The sequence below is a fragment of the Bifidobacterium italicum genome (assembly GCF_002286915.1).
GTDB lineage: Bacteria > Actinomycetota > Actinomycetes > Actinomycetales > Bifidobacteriaceae > Bifidobacterium > Bifidobacterium italicum.
In genome coordinates this window covers 1-16,851 of sequence record NZ_MVOG01000005.1, presented here as the reverse complement: position 1 = coordinate 16,851, position 16,851 = coordinate 1, and the positions used below count along the sequence as shown (strand labels likewise).

At 68.2% G+C, this 16,851-nt stretch carries 10 protein-coding genes and 1 tRNA gene; 1 reads left to right on the top strand and 10 read right to left on the bottom strand.

Going from position 1 to position 16,851, the window contains the following annotated elements; all coding sequences use genetic code 11:
• Position 1: 1 nt before the first annotated feature.
• The 3 genes from B1400_RS01610 to B1400_RS01600 are packed head-to-tail and all read right to left on the bottom strand — an operon-like array spanning position 2 to position 6,901.
• Entirely contained in the window at positions 2 to 3,973 is a 3,972-nt protein-coding gene (locus B1400_RS01610) for a murein biosynthesis integral membrane protein MurJ (RefSeq protein ID WP_235607259.1), read from the bottom strand.
• A complete protein-coding gene (locus B1400_RS01605) occupies positions 3,970 to 6,234 on the bottom strand; it encodes a DUF6049 family protein (RefSeq protein ID WP_095612734.1) in 2,265 nt (754 codons plus the stop codon). Before B1400_RS01605 ends, B1400_RS01610 begins: the two co-directional genes overlap by 4 nt.
• Position 6,235: 1 nt before the next feature.
• Entirely contained in the window at positions 6,236 to 6,901 is a 666-nt protein-coding gene (locus tag B1400_RS01600; RefSeq protein ID WP_162288157.1) for an NUDIX hydrolase, read from the bottom strand.
• A gap of 126 nt (positions 6,902 to 7,027) precedes the next feature.
• Here B1400_RS01600 and B1400_RS01595 point away from each other — a divergent pair, with 126 nt between their 5' ends.
• A complete protein-coding gene (locus tag B1400_RS01595; RefSeq protein ID WP_095612732.1) occupies positions 7,028 to 8,452 on the top strand; it encodes a CCA tRNA nucleotidyltransferase in 1,425 nt (474 codons plus the stop codon).
• 174 nt (positions 8,453 to 8,626) lie between these two features.
• Here the strand turns inward: B1400_RS01595 and B1400_RS01590 are convergent, their stop codons facing one another.
• The 7 genes from B1400_RS01590 to B1400_RS01560 all read right to left on the bottom strand — a co-directional run.
• Positions 8,627 to 9,253, bottom strand: a complete 627-nt coding sequence (locus B1400_RS01590; RefSeq protein ID WP_095612731.1) for a LytR C-terminal domain-containing protein — start codon at positions 9,251 to 9,253, stop codon at positions 8,627 to 8,629.
• Positions 9,254 to 9,299: 46 nt separating this feature from the next.
• A complete protein-coding gene (locus tag B1400_RS01585; RefSeq protein WP_095612730.1) occupies positions 9,300 to 10,232 on the bottom strand; it encodes a 4-(cytidine 5'-diphospho)-2-C-methyl-D-erythritol kinase in 933 nt (310 codons plus the stop codon).
• The gene (gene rsmA / locus B1400_RS01580) at positions 10,229 to 11,227 is read right to left on the bottom strand and encodes a 16S rRNA (adenine(1518)-N(6)/adenine(1519)-N(6))-dimethyltransferase RsmA (protein WP_095612729.1); all 999 of its coding nucleotides are present in this window, start codon (positions 11,225 to 11,227) and stop codon (positions 10,229 to 10,231) included. Before rsmA ends, B1400_RS01585 begins: the two co-directional genes overlap by 4 nt.
• A gap of 106 nt (positions 11,228 to 11,333) precedes the next feature.
• A complete protein-coding gene (locus B1400_RS01575) occupies positions 11,334 to 12,881 on the bottom strand; it encodes an aggregation-promoting factor C-terminal-like domain-containing protein (RefSeq protein ID WP_095612728.1) in 1,548 nt (515 codons plus the stop codon).
• A 539-nt stretch (positions 12,882 to 13,420) separates the two neighbouring features.
• Positions 13,421 to 13,494 (bottom strand) — tRNA-Thr (locus B1400_RS01570).
• A 132-nt stretch (positions 13,495 to 13,626) separates the two neighbouring features.
• Positions 13,627 to 14,586, bottom strand: coding sequence for a DsbA family protein (locus tag B1400_RS01565; RefSeq protein WP_095612727.1), 960 nt, complete (start codon positions 14,584 to 14,586; stop codon positions 13,627 to 13,629).
• Positions 14,587 to 14,705: 119 nt separating this feature from the next.
• A partial coding sequence (locus B1400_RS01560; protein ID WP_106408290.1) for a serine/threonine-protein kinase occupies positions 14,706 to 16,851 on the bottom strand: 2,146 nt, incomplete at its 5' end.

Genomic DNA, 16,851 nt, shown 5'->3' with positions numbered 1-16,851 from the left:
CCTAGAACGCCTGCACCGAGTTGATGTACAGCTGGTTGCCGGGCAGGCTGTCGAGCGGCACCCACATGATGATGTCCTGCGTCTCGATCGGCTTCGAGAACTTGACCTCGGTCGTGCCGCCGTCGGCGAAGGTGAACTCGGCCATCTTCTCGCCGCCGGTCGGGTTGTCGGCCGTCGCGTTCGCGTAGACGACGCCCTTGCCGCCGGACGACTGGATCTTGACGACGAGACGGTCGACGTTCTCCTTGTTCTGCAGATGCAGATAGTAGCCATAGCCCTGCTGGCCCGCCGGACGGTCGAGGAACTGCTGCGAGGCTACCGGGTATGCGGTGTTGTTCGGCGCCTTCGACGGCGTCGGCGTCGGCTTCGGCGACTCGGTCTGCCGGTTCGAGGCCTCCGGCGCCTTCACATCGCCGCCATTGCGTTCGCCGAAGGGGACGTCGGACAGATCGGAATCCGGCCAGTACGTCGTGTCCTGTCCGCCGAAGCCGAACAGCGACCCGCTCGTCGCGATGCTGTGCACGGCGAAGCCGAGCGCGACGAGGATGGCAATCACGCATACGACGATCGCGGCGCGCTTCTTGTGCTTCTTCGGCTTCGGTTCGGCGAAGCTCGACGTCGACTGCGTCTTCGGGCGCTCCTGCGGCGCGAAGCTCGGAGGCAGCGCCGGCGCGCCCATGACATAGGTCGCGTCGATGTCCTCGCGTTCCTTGCGCAGTTCGCGCTGCGACTGCGAGCCGTTGGGCACGATGTTGCCATCCTCGTCGATCGCCGGCAGATGGCCGGTCGACGACGTCGACGACGTCTCGTCGACGGTGCCGTCGCGCATCGAGGACACGTCGAGCGGCACCGTCATGCGCGACGGCGTCATCGGCGTCTCCTGGACGGCGTTCGGATCGAAGGCCGTGAACATCTCGGTCGCGTTGTTCGGCGAGATCTCCGGGATCTTCGCGGCCGTCTCATCGGTGCCTCCCATGATCGCCTTGCTCTTGTTCCACAACGCCTTGAACGAGCGGGCGGCCGCCGCGTCGTCGTCGGCGTCCCCGCTCGTCTGCTCGGACTCCTCCTCGAGTTCGGCGAGCGACTCCGGATCCAGCTGTTGCGCCGGGAACATCATCGACGGCATCGTCTGCGACGAGACCATCGAATCGGGGATCGGCAGGATGTCGCCGGGCAGCGCCGGTTGGATCATCGCGCGCACGATCGAGCATTCGCAGTCGGCGCCGGTCAGGCGCAGGTCATGGCGCGTCAGCGCATGCAGCGGTTTGCGCGCTCCGAGCAGCGCGTCCATCTCGGCCATCGTCACAAGCGGCACCGTCGGCTTGTCGCCCTCGTTCAGCTCGAGGCCGCGCTTGACGATGAGGCGGAACTCGATTGGCGTGTCCTGCGGCAGCCTGTCGAGCGAGAAACGAGGATGCATCGTCGACGGCGTGCGGGTGAGCATGCCGTAGAGGACGCCGGCGAGCTGACGGATCGCACGGCGTTCGTCGTTGTATGAGGCCGGCGTGTTCGCCGTGTCGGCGAGCGCGGCGCTCACCGGGGTGTCGGCGAGCTGAACGCCGTTGCGCGTCAGGCGCACCGTGTCGGTCGACAATGCGCGGTGCGTCAGGCGGTCCTTGTGCAGGAAGCGGATCGCGTCCATCGTCTCGCCGATGATCGTGCGCATCGCCTCATAGCTGAGCGGCGGCGCGCCGGGGCCGTCGTCGCGCATGTATTCGCTTATCGAGACGCCGCCGTCGAGTCGGGTGAGGATGACGGCGATGTCGCCGTCGTGCTGCAGCTGGATGACCTGCGTGAAACGCGGGTCGCGCGACGCGGCGAGCGTGCCGGCGAGCGCGTTCGTGCTCGGCAGGACGGCGCGGTTGTTGACGATGAACAGCTGGCAGTCGCGTGACAGGACTCGGTCGTTCGACTTCCACACCTGCAGGCCCGCCTCTTCACGCAACGGCGATACGAGCGTGTAGCGGTTGAGAATCGTATCTCCCAGATGAGGCTTCATGGTCACCCCTGATTCATAAGACCGTGCGGATGTGTGCACCGTCATTCTACTGTCCGCGGTGGTCGTCGGCGCCGGCGTGCGAGACCCGTCGGCGCCCAGCGCAACCGGTGGTTCGGCCAGTGCCGCCGGCACCGGCGGATCAAGCTGCGCGAGCTCGTCGATCGGCACCGCCGGCGCGATGCGGCTCAGTTCAGGGATGACGCGCGTGCTGTCGTCGTCATCGTCGGCGAGGCCATGGGCGGCGTCGTAGGCGCGTTCCTCGCCGTCGACGGCGTCGACGAGCGCCGCCGCGGGCGCTTCGGCGCCGACGGGCGCCGCGCGGCGCGAAAGACGGCGGCGCAGCGCGGCGACCCCCTGCGTGAGCTCCTCGCAACGCAGCACCCACAGCACGGCCAGATAGACGGCGACGATGACGACGAACAGCATCGCCGCCGCGCCGACCGACTGCAGCCAGCCGACGACGCCGGTGCTCGACGGGTCGTCGACGTGCAGCAGACGGTAGACCGGACGCTGCAGCCCGAAGCCGATGACGACGCTCACGACCATCGCCGCGAAGGCCTTGGCGTAGGTGAGCGCGATGCGCCGGCCGTCGAGCGAGCCCTCGAAGCGCCTGCGCAGCATGTGCACGAGCGGGATGAAGGACAGCAGGTAGCTTGCCGAGGCGCACAGGCCGACGGCGGCCGCCCAGTCGGTCGGCGGCAGCAGGCGCGTGCACAGCAGGCACGCCGTCAGCTGCAGCGCATACATGATCGCCATGAAGATGAACGGGGAGCGGCCGTCCTCGAAGGCGTAGAACGTGCGTTGGATGATCAGGTACGCGCTCGCCAGCGGCAGGCATGCGCACAGGCCCATCAGCGGCCCGCAGATGAGGATCGCCTGGTTGACGGAGACGGTCGGCAGCAGCGCGCGCGTGATCGCGAGCGGCATGACGAGGAAGAAGGCCGTGAACAGGAACATGATCGCGCCGACCGTGCGCAGCGCGCCGCTCAGGTCGCCGCGGGCGCGCTCGATGTCGTCGTCGGCGATCGCCGACGAGATCTGCGGGAAGATCGCCGTGGCGACCGAGACGGCGATGAGCGAATACGGCAGGATGTAGATCGTGTACGCGTTCTGGTAGGTCGCGTTGCCGGCGACGTCGAACTCGCTGAGGTGCATCGTGCGTTCGGCGATGCCCGGCGCGCCCGTCAGGATGCGCGTGATGACGATGTTGGCGATCTGGTCGATGGCGACGATGCCCATGCTCCATGCGGCGATCGGCCCCATCGTGCGCAGGCCGATGCCGCGCACGCCGAAGCGCGGCCGGAAGCGGAAGCCGGCGCGCAGCAGCGGCACGAACAGGATCAGCGCCTGAAACGTGACGCCGAGCGTCCACATGCCGGCCGTCAACGCGATCTTCGACGTCGTCCACTCGCCGGCGGACGACTGCGCATGGTTGCCGTAGAGCACGATGAACAGGACGAAGCCGAGACAGCTGATGAGGTTCGCGCCGACCGAACTCCACGCATAGGCGCCGAACTTGTTCTTCACGGCGAGGATCTGGCCGAGCACCGTGTACAGGCCGTAGAAGAAGATCTGCGGCGTGCACCAGAGCGTGAACGCGCAGGTCAGGCTGATCAGCTCGGGGCTGCCGCTGACGTACAACCGCGTGATCCACGGCGTGAGCGCGGCCATCAACACGGTGACGCCGAGCAGCAATGTGACGGCGAAGGTGACGATCTTGTTGAGCTGCTCCTCGGCGTTGTCGCTGTGCAGCGTGCGCACGATGTGCGGCACGAGCACGGCGTTGAAGATGCCGCCGGAGACGAGCGTGTAGATGACCTGCGGGATCATCGAGCCGGCCTGGTACGCGTTCGCCGCCAGACCGGTCGTGCCGATCGCCGCTGCGAGCAGGATCGTGCGGATCTGGCCGGTGATGCGGGACGCGGCCGTGCCGGAAGCCATGATCAGCGAATTGCGGCCTACGGAAGAACTCATTCGTCGGGATCCTTCTTGCGGTGGAACTGCCGCCACAGGCCGAGCAGGCCGAGCACGACGGCGATGATGATGATGATGAGACCGCTCTTGTCGCTGATCTGCAGCGAACTGGTGATCGAGGTCTGCTGCACGGCGCCGAAGGGGACGCCGTCCCTGTCGACGAGCTGTTCGCGCGCGACCGCCGTGCCGGAGGTCGTCACACGGATCGAGATCGACGCCTGCGCCTCGCCGTGCGCGGGCACCGTGATCGGGGTCATGCGGGCCGTGACGATCTCGATCGCGTCGGTGCGCGATGAGACGTGCACGTCGATCGGGAACGGCAGCCCGTTGCTCACCGTGACCGGCATCGACGCCGTCTCCGACAGCACGCTGATGTTGCCGGACGGACTCAACGTGATCGCGCCGAGCGCCGCGTCCGCGAGCTCCTGGGTGGCCTTGCTCATCGACGTGCACAGGGCCGTGTCGCCCTGCAGCGCGAACAGCGCGAGCGTGTCATGGGCGTCAAGCAGCCGTCGTGCATACGCGGACTCGGTCAGTCGCGAGCCGTCGGACGCCTCCGGCGGCGCCGACTGCGCGTCCACGGTCGCATTCGCGGTCGCGGACGCCGTGGGGGAGGAGGCGCCCGTCGCGTCCGCGTCGCCCTCGTCGTTTGCGTCGTCCTTCGGCGCGCCGCCGGACTTCGTCGCGGCGCCGTCCCTTCCGCCGAGGATCGACGAGGCGAGCCGTGACAGGTCGTCGCGGCTCGCGCCGAGCTGCACGAGCGTCTCGCGGACCGTCTCTGCGCGGCCGTCGGAGAGGCCGACGTTCTCGTCGATCAGCTGCGGCGTCAACGCGGAGTCGATGAGCGTGTCCTGACCCGTGAGGTCGGCGAGCGACTTCAGATCGATCCAGCTCGCGTCGCCGAGCGCGTCCATCAGCATCCTGACCTCCTGCGCGGTGGCGTCCTCGCCGAAGCAGACGAGCAACGTGCGCTGCGCGTAGGGCTGCTCCATCTGGTAGAACGCGCTCTGCGCGATGAAGCGCGCGATGCGTCCCGCGTCGGTGCGTTCGGCGCGCGCATGCTGCGACGAGGCATGCGCGTTCGCGAGCGCCGTGAGCGTCGGCTGCGCGCCGAGCACGGTGACGTCGCCATGCTCGGTCGGCACACGGTAGACGAGCGTCTGCGCCGTCGAATCGTCGGCGATGTTGAAGTCGCCGGTCGCGATCACCGTGTCATAGCCGGCCTCGCGCGCCGCGTCGAGCGCATCCATCGTCCAGCTGTCGGAGCCCTGCCATGCGATCGTCGGCGCGTTCGCTGACGTGTCGCCGATCGTGCCGCGCAGCTGCGCGAGCGCGCTCTCGGCGCTCCAGATGTCCTTGCCGACGCCGGCGCGCGCATAGGCCTGCGGGTCGTCGGCGCGCGCGTAGGCGGTGATGTCGAAGCGCGCCGGCTGCATCAGCGCCGTCAGATGCGGCGTGCCGAGCGTTTTGAGCACGCTCGGGTCGGCGACGACCTGCAGCTGCGGATACTTCGTGCTCAGCTGGTCCTTGTCGTGCAGCGCCTTGCGTTCGTCCTCGCCGAGCGTCGCGATGGCCGAGGCCGGCACGTCGCTTGCGTTCGACGTGATGAGCCGCTGGCGCGCCTGTGTGTCGACGCTCCAGCCATGCGACGTGAGTGGCATGACGACGCTCATGCCGATCGACGGCGTGCGCTCGCCGGCCACGCCGTCCTGCGAGCGCGTGATGTAGGTGTTGAGCGCCGCGCCCGTCGGCTGCGCGCCGTCGGCTGTCTGCGCGGTGTAGAGGATGCGCAGCGGCCGCGGTCCCCATGTCGTGAGCGCCGCGAGTGCAGAGTCGTGGGGGGAGAGGTCTGCGTGCACGGAGACGCGGCCACCGGCCGGGATCGACGCGACGTCGGCATGCACGAGCTCATGCGTCGTGTCGATCTGCGCGACGCCGTCGGCCCACTCCTGCACGTCGGTGCGGGAGACGAAGTTGTAGTCGGGATTCGTCAAGATGTCGATGACGCCGGCGGGCATCGTCTGCGTCGTGCGGTTCTCGACGGTGAGTGTCGCGGAGAATCCGGAGGTCGCCGTGACGACGGCCGTGAGCGATTCGACGGAGAGCGCCACGCCTGGCACGTCGGTCGTCGCGGCGTCGCCTTCGTCCGCGGCCGCCCGGGGCGTCTGCACGTCGAGCACCGTCGCGATCGCCATGAGCAGCACCAGCAGCGCGCACCAAGCACGACGCCGGACGTGCGGATTGGTGTGACGTCGGTTCACGTTAGCCCTGCCTGTTCAGTTTCCTTGCGTACAGCCAAGCTATCTTACGCTCGTTGGGGTAACTGAGCACGTCGTCCAGATCGGCGAAGTCCACCCAGATGGCGTCCTCGGCCTCATGGTCCGGGTCGCCCTCCACCGTCAGTTCTCCGCCGATCTGGCGCAGCGCGAAGTGGTGGACGAGTTTGTGGACGCGTTGGCTGGTTCCAGTGAACCAATAGTCTATCGTGGCGATCGAATCGACGACCTCGCCGAGGATGCCGGTCTCCTCGTGCACCTCGCGCACGGCCGTCTGCTGGGGCGTCTCCCCTTTTTCTATATGGCCCTTCGGCAGGCACCACTCGAGGTGGCCGCTGCGTGAGTGACGCGCGATGATTGCGACGCGGCCCCGCGCGTCGAAGACGAGGCCGCCGGCCGAGTATTCGCGCACGATCGGCAGTTCCTGCGCGTCGAGCGATGCGAAGGTCGTCGGGCGGTCGCCGGTGCGGCGGCGCGGCATCATCGCCGGCGTAGGCGTGCGCGGATCGGGTTTCGCGCGCGCCTCGTCCGTCGCGATGCGCAGCGTCTGCGACTGCGACGTGTACATGAGCGCGTCCGGCTCGAGCGGATTGCGGGCATGGTTGACCGCAGCGTTGGCAAGCATGCGTGCAACGTCTGCGGGTGTGGTCATGTAGTCCACCTTACTCATGTTTTGCCGCCGATGGGATACGGGTATGCTTGAAGGGCAGAAAAGTACCGGCGGAAACGCCGATGGGACGCGCGCGACGCGTGAGGACGATTGCCGGAAAGGGAGCCCGTGAACTTCGAAGTGTGGCCGGAAGCCATTGAGCTGGGAGAGATGTTTGCCGATGCCGGGTATGAGCTCGCGCTCGTCGGGGGTCCCGTGCGCGACCTGCTGCTGCACCGGCCCTCGCATGACCTTGACTTCTGTACGTCGGCGCGGCCCGAGGAGTTCGAGCCGATCCTCAAATGGTGGGGGCATGACGGTTTCTGGGACATGGGACGCAAGTTCGGCACGCTCGGCGCGTTGCGCCGGCGTCCCGACGGCACCGAGGTCAAGGTGGAGGTGACGACCTACCGTTCGGACGTGTACGACCCCGAGTCACGCAAGCCCGAGGTCAGCTACGGCGATTCGCTCGAAGGCGACCTGTCGCGCCGTGATTTCACCGTCAACGCGATGGCGCTGCGTGTGCCGCAGCTCGAGTTCGTCGACCCCTTCGGCGGCGCGAACGACCTGCAGCGCAAGGTGCTGCGCACGCCCGTCGACCCGCGGCAGTCCTTCGACGACGACCCGTTGCGCATGATGCGCGCCGTGCGGTTCGTCGCGCAGCTCGGCTTCTCGATCGAGCCGGAGACGGCCGAGGCGATCTGCGACATGGGCTCGCGGCTGGAGATCGTCTCCGCCGAGCGTGTGCGCGACGAACTGACGAAGCTACTGCTGTCCGACCGGCCGCGCGCCGGCGTCGAGGCCTTCGTCGACTCCGGCCTCGCCGACATCGTCTTCCCCGAGATTCCGGCGCTGCAGCTGGAGATCGACGAGCACCACCGCCACAAGGACGTCTTCGAGCACACGATGATCGTCATCGACCGTGCGGTCGCGCTCGAGACGGCTCCCGACGGCCCGGTGCCGGGGCCCGACCTCGTGCTGCGCCTCGCGGCGCTCATGCATGACATCGGCAAGCCGAAGACGCGCAAGTTCGAGCCGGGCGGCAAGGTCAGCTTCCACCATCACGACGCCGTCGGCGCCAAGCTCACGCGCAAACGGCTCAAGGCGCTGCGCTTCGACCATCACATCGTCGATGACGTCAGCGATCTCGTCGATCTGCATCTGCGCTTCCACGGCTACGTGGACGAACCGTGGACCGACGCGGCCGTGCGCCGCTACGTCAAGGACGCGGGCCCCCTCTACGAACGGCTCAACCGGCTCACGCGCGCTGACGCGACGACGCAGAACCGCCGCAAGGCGCTCGTGTTCAGCTCGGCGATGGACGAGATGGAGGAGCGCGTGCGCAGGCTCAAGGAGCAGGAGGACCTCAAGGCGATCCGCCCGGATCTCAACGGCGATGAGATCATCGCCGAGCTGGGGCTCGAGCCGGGGCCGGAGGTGGGCGCCGCATACCGGCACATGCTCGACTACCGCCTCGACCACGGCCCGGTCGAGCACGACGTCGCCGTCGCCGAGTTGCATCGTTGGTACGAGGAGCGCACGGCCGCACGGTGACGGCCGGTTTGAGAACGTTCCGGGTGTGTGATGTGCATGTGGTGATCGCGCGAAGGCCGGTTTGCGAACGGCGTGGGTGCGGTATGCGCCGATGGTGATCGCCAACACGCCGGTTTGCGAACGCCCCGCACACGTATCGTGTGCGGGGCGTTCGCAAACCGGCGTGTTGGCGATCTAGCCGACCGCCGTATGGTCGGGTGCCTTCGGCAGCGACGTCATCTTGTCCGGAGCCTTGCAGCCTTCGATGTTCGGGATGTCGGAGCCGGTCTTCGGCAGGTCCTCGGTGGGCACGAGATCCTTGAACGTCGCGCCGAGCACGACGTCGACGAGCTTGTCGGGACGGTCGTCCATGACCATCTGCGCGTCGCTGAAGTTGCTTGCGAGCGTATACGCCTGCGGGATCGCGTTCTTGCCGAAGATGATCAGCGTGCGCTCCACCTTCGAACTGTCGTAGTTGTCGACGCCCTGCACGACGAACTCGCGGTTCTCGAGCGCCTCGGCGACGGCCTGCGCGAAACCGGAGAACTGCGTGCCGTTGAGCACGCGCACCGTCACCGAACGGTTGTCCACGTACTTCGGCGTCGAGCCGTCGGCCGCCGGGGACACGCATGGCGCGGTGCGGCCGTAGTTCGCCGACTCCTTGCTCTGCGCGGTCTCGCCGAGGCCGCCCACATGGAAGAACACGAGCGTCGAGATGACGAGCGCGACGACGAGCACGACGCCAATAATGCCGAACACGATCGACTGGCGCTTGCGTACGTATGCCTTGCGGGCCTCGCGCGCCCCGTTGTTCTGTGCCATACCCAATCCCTTGTTGACGAGGTGTGTGTGGTCTCACCTTATCCCATTATGCTGACGCTGCGGGGCCGTTGGCGCCCCCGTCCGGCCGGTGTTCCAGCGCATGCACGATCGGCGCGACCGGCGCCTGCGCCACGAAGAGCCGGTCGACGGCCTGCGCGTCGAGCCATGCCCGTTCGACGGCGCGCGCGGCGGCGTCGTCGGGTACGAAAGCGCACACGGACGGTCCCGAACCCGAGACGAAGGCGCGCGTCGCGCCGGCGGCCGTCGCCAGCTCGATCGCGACGCCCGAACGCGGGTGCAGCGACACGGCCGCGGCCTGCAGGTCGTTCGGCGACCCGTCGCCGCCGAGCACGTCGAAGGCCGCATACACCTCCGGCGTGCTCAGCTGCGCGCGGTAGGCGCCGACGAGCACGCGGCCGTCGTAGCCGTCGGCGCGCAACGCCGCGATGCGTGGATCGTCCGCCGCCACCGATGCGACGATCTCGCCGTAGCCCGATCCGTGCGCGTAGCCGCCGACGAGGCAGAACGGCATGTCCGCGCCGAGCGTCGCCGCGATCGGCGCGAGCCGTTCGAGCGGCCAGTGCAGATCCCACAGCGCGTTGAGCCCGAGCAACGTGCCGGCCGCGTCCGCCGAGCCGCCCCCGAGGCCGGCGCCGACCGGGATGTTCTTCTCGATCGTCACGGCCACATCCGGTTCGCGTCCGCAGGCCTGCGCCATCGCGAACAATGCGAGCATCGCATGGTTGCGCAGCATGTCGCTGCTCGACGCGGCGAGATCGCCCAGATATTGTCCGGAGATCTCGAGCGAACAGCCCGTGCCGTCGGCGCGTTGTTCGAGCGTGACCGTGTCGTAGACGCCGACGGCGCAGTACATCGTGTCGAGCGCGTGGCGGCCGCCCCATGCCTCATGTCGTTCGCCGACGTGCAGCGTCAGGTTCGTTTTCGCCGGGCAGTCGACGCTCACGATTTGGGCGCTCATGCGCCAAGCTCCTTCGCCGCGTCGGCGAGCCGCACGAATTCGTCGACGGTCAACGTCTCGCCGCGGCGCGTCATGTCGATGCCGGCCTTGGCGAAGGCGCCCTCCGGAACGACCTTCCTCAGCGCGGCGTGCAGCGTCTTGCGTCGCTGTCCGAAGGCGGCGTCGATGAGCGCGAATGCGGCCTCGCGTCCCGCCTTCGCGTGCGCGGCCGGTCCCTCACCCGGCGCGTGGCGGTCGAAACGCACGAGCGCGGAGTCGACGTTCGGCGCCGGCCAGAAGACGTTGCGGCCGATCGTGCCGACCGATTTCGCGACGCCGTACCATGCGAGCTTCACGCTCGGCGTGCCGTAGATCTTCGATCCGGGCTGCGCGGACAGACGGTCGGCGACCTCCTTCTGGACCATGACGAGGAACGATCCCAGATTGTCGAAGCGTTCGAGCAGCGTGAGCAGGATCGGCGTCGCGACGTTGTACGGGAGGTTGGCGACGAGCGTGAACGACGCGTCATCGTCGAAGTCGGGGAGGTTGCTCGGTGTGAGCGTGAGCGCGTCGGCGCGCACGACGCGCAGACGGTCGGCCGCCTGCGGCATGAACTCGGCGATGGTGGCCGGCAGCCGCTGCGCGACCGGCGGATCGATCTCGACGGCCGTCATCCGCGCGCCGGTCTCGAGGATCGCGAGTGTGAGCGAGCCGAGGCCGGGGCCGACCTCGAGCACATGGTCGTCGGCGCCGACGCCGGCTTCGCGCACGATGCGGCGCACCGTGCCCGGATCGATGACGAAGTTCTGCCCGAACTTCTTCGTCGGGCTGATGCCGGCGTCGGCGGCGATGCGGCGGATGTCGGCGGCGCCCAGCAGATGGCCGCCGGCCGATGGGGCGCCCGCGGTGGTTTCGACGGCGGTTGTCGTGGATGTGGCATCGGTGGAGGCCGCCGATGCGGCTGCCGTGGACGTCGCGGCGGTTTCGGCGGCGCGGTGTTCGTCGTGTGCGCTCATGCGGATATGTCGTCTTTCCCTTGGAATCGGAATCGTCGGTGTTGATGGATGGCTGCGGATGCGGACGGTCGGCGCGGGCGCCGCCGATGCGGCGTCGGCGCGGGTTTTAGTACCAGCCGACCCGTTCGGAATGCTCCCAGGCCTTCATCGGCGAGCCGTAGCGGCCGGCGATGTAGCTCAGGCCCCAGTCGATCTGCACGGCGGCGTCGTTGCGCCAGTTCGTGCCGAAGGCGGCCATCTTGTCGCCTGGCAGTGACTGCGGGATGCCGTAGGCGCCCGAATACGGGTTTTCGGCGTTCCATCGCCATCCCGATTCGCGGTTCCACAGCTTTACGAGATCGCTCCAGTTCTGTCCGGTCCAGCCGTATTGCGCGGCGGCGCCGGCGGCGTAGGCCTGCGCCGCGGAGGCCGACGGACGGCACAGGCGGCAGTTCTCCGCCGGCGTGCTCGGCTGTGTCGGCTGTGGCGTCGGCTGTGGCGTCGGCTGTGGCGTCGGCGTGGGCTTGGGTGTTTGCGTCGGCTGTGGCTGCTGTGTTGGCTGTTGTGTCGGTTGCGGCGTGGGCTTGGGTGTCTGCGTGGGTTGTTGTGTCGGTTGCGGCGTGGGCGTCTGTGTGGGTGTCTGCGTCGGCTGCTGCGTCTGCGTCGGTTCGTCGCTCGGTTGTGCCGACGGCTGCTGCGTCGGTTCGTCGCCCGGCGTCTGCGTCGGCGCGTCCGCGTCGTCGTCCGCGTCGCCATCCGTGTCGTTGCCGGTGTTCGCGTCGCCTGCGGCCGCGCCGGCCGTGCCCTCCTGCGGCAGCTCGACCTTCTCCGGGCCGACGGCGACGACTTCGTCGAGCGCCGTCTTCGTCACGACCTCGTTCGTCTGCGTCGTCTCCACCGGCACGCCGTCGACGTAGGTGATGCGGTAGGTGATCTTCTTCTCGCCGTTCTCGCCGGTCATGTCGACGCGCCGTGCGCCCGGCTCGAGCGCGTCGTCGAGCACGGTGCGCGTCGTATACGGGATGACGACGGTCTCCGTCTTGTCGCCGTAGGTCACGCGCTGCACGCGCAGGATCGTCTTGCCGCCGTCCTTCTGCACGCTGACGCGGTCGTCCTTGCCGAGCGTGATGCCCTTCGAATCAAGGATCGACGCCGCCGGCAGCTTGCCGTTCGGCGCGATCGACGTCTTGCCGTCGGCGATCACCGTGACCGGGCCGTCGGCGTTGATGACCATGCCGCCGGTGAGCTGGTTGTAGACGTTCTTGATGTCGACGGTGATGCGCGACGCGGCGACCTCGTTCTGTTCGAAGAAGTCGAGCAGCTGCTCGGCGCTGTCCGCGACCGTCCAGAACGGCATCTGCTGTCCGTCGATCGTGATCGTCGTCTGGTAGGCGCTTTTCACGGTGACGACGTCGTTGTCGACGAGCGTGCCGTCGCCGGTGTTCTGGACGAGGTCGTGCGTCTTGACGTCGACGCCCTGTTCGCGCAGCAGGCCGCTCACCGTCGTCGCGTACGTCGTCAGGTGGCGCGTGTCACCGTTGACGTCAAGCGCGACCGACTTGCGTGCCGTGCACGCGAACGTGAGGCACGACGCCAGCACGATCGCGACGGCGCAGGCCATGACGCGGATGCGACGCAACGTCACGGTACGTCGCGGTGACCATCGCTTGGGCATAGTTCCCCTTTTCCTGCTTTCCTGCACATTGCTGTCCTGTCACGATTGTACTGACGCGCGCCGCCATTTTCGCCGTCGGTGTCCGCGTCGATGTCCACGGCCGCGCCGCCTGCGTTCCTTCGTCTCGGTTTCCCTGGATTCTCGGTCACTCATCGCGTCCCGTGACCAGTTCGATGGTTCCGCCCGCGGAAGCCCCGTTTCGCGGGTCGAACCGTCGATGCGCATGACGGGACCGACCGGTGGACGGCCGGGGCGCGGATGTGCGGGCCGCGCACGGGGCGTGGAGGACAAGAAAAACAGGAAACCCTGCGGCCAATGGACGCAGGGTTTCCGTTGGAAGGGGTGGGGGCGAGAGAGAAGGGGATGTTCTCGCCCCCCGCGGGCGAAGCTGGTTGGGGGGATGCTTCACCCGCACCTGAAGGCTATGGTTGGGGGAGCCTTCAGGATTTGCTTACTCGGAGGTAAGTATTCCTTTGCATGAGGCCAAACTTCTCATACACATAATGAGTATATGGATTCTTCGTCCTCAATGCAAATCGAGCCTCCTGTCGGGATCGAACCGACGACCTGCCGCTTACAAGGCGGCCGCTCTGGCCATCTGAGCTAAGGAGGCTGACGCTGTCGCGCCGGGCGCGTCGCGCGCCGACCGTGAACAGCATAGCAGTTCATCTGGAACGGTCAAGGCGTCGGACACGTCGGGCGCCGAACGCACACGGCATCTTCACGTCGCGCGTCCGGCGCGTCGTCACGGGATGAGCGCGTCGCCCTTCGCGCCGATCGACGGCAGATCGCCCTTGACGCCGATATCCGCCGGCTTGAGCCCGATCGCGTCGCACAGCGCCTCGGTGAGCGACGCCTTCGACGTGACCTTCGCGTCGTGGATGTCCCAGTACTTGCCGTTGATCGTCACCGTCGGCGTCGACATCGACCCCTTCATCGAGCCGCTCGTGCTCCACAGCTCCTCACGCGTCGGCGTGTAGGTGTTGACGGCGTCGAGGTAGTCGTCGTACTGGCGGGTGATCGCCTTGTTGGCCACGTCCTTGTCCACGCCGGCGTCGACGGCGCGTTCGGCGATCTTCTCGTCGCTGATCGGCACGTAGTTCGATTCATCCGGCTGGAAGTCGGCGGCGTAGAGGTTGGACATGAACCTGAGCAGATGGTCCGGATCCGGATCGTGGTCGGCGATGTACAGCGCCGTGTTCGCCGTGCGCGTCGAGTACTCGTCGCTCGAGAAGCGGTCCATGAAGGACATGAAATGCAGGTCCAGATTGATCTGGCCGGCGTCGGCCATCTTCACGAGGTCCTTGTCAAGGTTCTGGTTGAGGCTGCCGCAGCCCGGGCACATGAAGTCCATGTAGATGCCGATGGTCGGCACGTCGGCGACCGGCTTGGCGTACCCGTTCGCCGAGATGAGGATGCCGCCCTGGTCGTCGGCGACCGACGGTTTCGACGGGGACGTAGCGAGCGTCGTCTTCGCGTCCTTCGCCTCCTCGGTCGTCGTCGTGGACACGTTGTCCGCCGTCGGATGTGTGCTGCGCCAGACGGCGATGCCGGCGATGACGATGAGCACGACGAGCACGGCCGCCACGATGGCGCCGATGATCGTCTGCTGCCTGCGTTCCTTCGCCGCCTGTGCCGCCTGCGCCTGCCGCGCGGCGGCGTCGGCCTCGCGACGGTCGCGTTTGGATGGGTTGTTTCGAGCCATCGGGGTCCTTTCCTGAATCTGTCTCGAGTGTAGGTTGCCGTGCCGCCAAAATCCACCGTTCGCGCACATCCGTCACGAAGCGCGCACATCAGGGCGTCGCGCCGAGACGACGGCCGCGGCTACCACGGCAGCAGCGGCCACCACGCGACGGCCGGCGACACCTCGATGTTGATCGCGGCCGCGCACACGCCGATGACGGCGAGCGCGAGCCACACCCACTGCCACCGGTTGTGCCGCGGCGGCAGCTGCGCATGTTCGCGTTCGCGCCGCGTCAGACCGAGCAGATGCCCGGCGCCGAGCCGTATCGGCGACGACCATGGGCCGAGCGCGGCGAGCAGCCAGCCGACGGCGAACGCGATCGCGCAGCTCGCGCCGGTCGGCGACGCCGGCGCCGCGTCCGGCACGGCGACCGTCAATGAGCCGCCGAGGAGCGGCAGCGGCGTCTCGTAGCACGGCAGCCGGCAGACGAACGTCGCGAGCGCGACGACGAGCGCATCCGCGAGCCACAGCGCGAGCGTCGCCGGGATGACGAGCACGATCGATTTGAGCAGATGCCACGGGAACGAGATCGCGCGGACCGCCGCGTCGCTGCCGCGGCGTGCGCCCTGACGGCGCCGGATGCGTGCGGTCTGCGCGTCCGCGTTGTAGCCGACCGCCATCAGCATCCACAGCATGGCCGACGCGACGATGGGCGCGACGACCGGCAGGCTTGCGGCGAGCGCAGCGAGCGGCGCGAGCGGCAGCAGGCAGGCGAGCCGTCCGCGCGCCGCGTAGTACGGCGTCGCGTCCTGCGGCGGCTGGGCGAAGGCCGGCTGCGCATACATCTGGGGCGCCTGCTGTTGCGGCTGCATGTCCGATTGCGGCTGCGGAGACTGCACGCCCTCCTGCGTCCGCACCGTCCGCCACGACGGCGCGGATGTCGCCGGACGCAGCGCCTGCGTCGCATCCTGCCCGGGCTCCGCGGCGGATCGCGTCATCGTGGGTTGTGCCGCCGCCTGTGTCATCGCCCCCTGTGCCGTCGCGTCGTGCATCGCGGTGAGCGCGACCGTCGGCTGTTCGATCGGTCCGATCACCTGCGTCGCTTCGGCGTCGGCCGCGGCTGTGTCGGCATTGGTCGGCAGCATGCGCGTCGCCGCGGGTGCTGGCGTCGCCGCGGGCGGCCGCAGCGACGTCGTGGCGGCCGTGAGCGGACGTGTCGCCGTCGGCGGACGTGGCGGATCGAGCGACACGTCGCCATGCGTCCGCATGCCGTCGCCGGATCGGCCGCCTTCATCCGACGGTGCGGCGGCGCGCGGGCGGCCGCCGGGAAACAGGATCGAAGCGGTCGGCATCGACTGCGCGCGCCACAACGTGCGCGGGTTGTTCACGCTCTCGTTCTTCCTGAAGGTCGCTCCGGTGGCCGGGGCGGCTGGCTCAAAAGGGAGGTGCGATTCCGCCTCCCATGCGTCCGCCGATATCGCGTCGAGCAGTTCGTCGGGCGTGCACCGTTCCTCGGGATGTGGCGAGAGCGCCGCGCGGAACGCCTGCAGCGTGCGCGGCGGCAGCCCCTGCAGGTTCGCGTTGCCGGCCGCCTCGCGTTGCAGCACGGCGAGCATCGGCTGCGTGCCGAACACCGGCGCGCCGGTCGCCGCGAACGCGAGCACCGAGGCCGCCGACCACCAGTCGGTCGCCTCGGTCGCTTCCTGTCCTTCGATGATCTCGGGGGCGATGAATCCCGGTGTGCCCATGACGAGGCCGGTGCTCGTCACATGGCTTTCGCCCTCGCCCATCGCGATGCCGAAGTCGACGAGGATCGGGCCGGTGACCGAGACCATGACGTTCGTCGGCTTGATGTCGCGGTGCACGATGCCGGCCGCGTGCACCGCGTGCACGGCGGCGATGAGCTTCTCGGCGAGCCGTTCGAGGTCGCTGCCCACGTAGCGGCCGTTCTGCGCGACGTCCTGGCGCAGGTTGTCGCCTTCGATGAGTTCGGTGACGATGAACGCGAGCGAATCGTCGAGCTCCATATCGACGATGCTGCACACGCCCGGATCCTTGATCCGCTTGAGCGCCATCGCCTCGCGGCGCAACCGTTCGCGCGCCGTCGTCTGCGCGCGTCGCCCCTCCGCATCCGCGGCTTCGTCGTTGAGCGAATCGCGCAGTATCTTCATCGCGTAGCTGGTGCCGCCGCCGTCCGTCACACGCCACACCGACCCCATCGCGCCGGCGCCGAGGCGCGCGTCGAGCGTGTATCCGCCGACGCGATGTCGACGACGTCGCCCGACG

What these genes read in the sequence shown, in the direction of transcription:
- B1400_RS01610 (WP_235607259.1), bottom strand. Translation starts at nt 3,973, where the DNA reads ATGAGTTCTTCCGTAGGCCGCAATTCGCTGATCATGGCTTCCGGCACG.
- B1400_RS01600 (WP_162288157.1), bottom strand. Translation starts at nt 6,901, where the DNA reads ATGACCACACCCGCAGACGTTGCACGCATGCTTGCCAACGCTGCGGTC.
- B1400_RS01590 (WP_095612731.1), bottom strand. Translation starts at nt 9,253, where the DNA reads ATGGCACAGAACAACGGGGCGCGCGAGGCCCGCAAGGCATACGTACGC.
- B1400_RS01585 (WP_095612730.1), bottom strand. Translation starts at nt 10,232, where the DNA reads ATGAGCGCCCAAATCGTGAGCGTCGACTGCCCGGCGAAAACGAACCTG.
- rsmA (WP_095612729.1), bottom strand. Translation starts at nt 11,227, where the DNA reads ATGAGCGCACACGACGAACACCGCGCCGCCGAAACCGCCGCGACGTCC.
- B1400_RS01575 (WP_095612728.1), bottom strand. Translation starts at nt 12,881, where the DNA reads ATGCCCAAGCGATGGTCACCGCGACGTACCGTGACGTTGCGTCGCATC.
- B1400_RS01565 (WP_095612727.1), bottom strand. Translation starts at nt 14,586, where the DNA reads ATGGCTCGAAACAACCCATCCAAACGCGACCGTCGCGAGGCCGACGCC.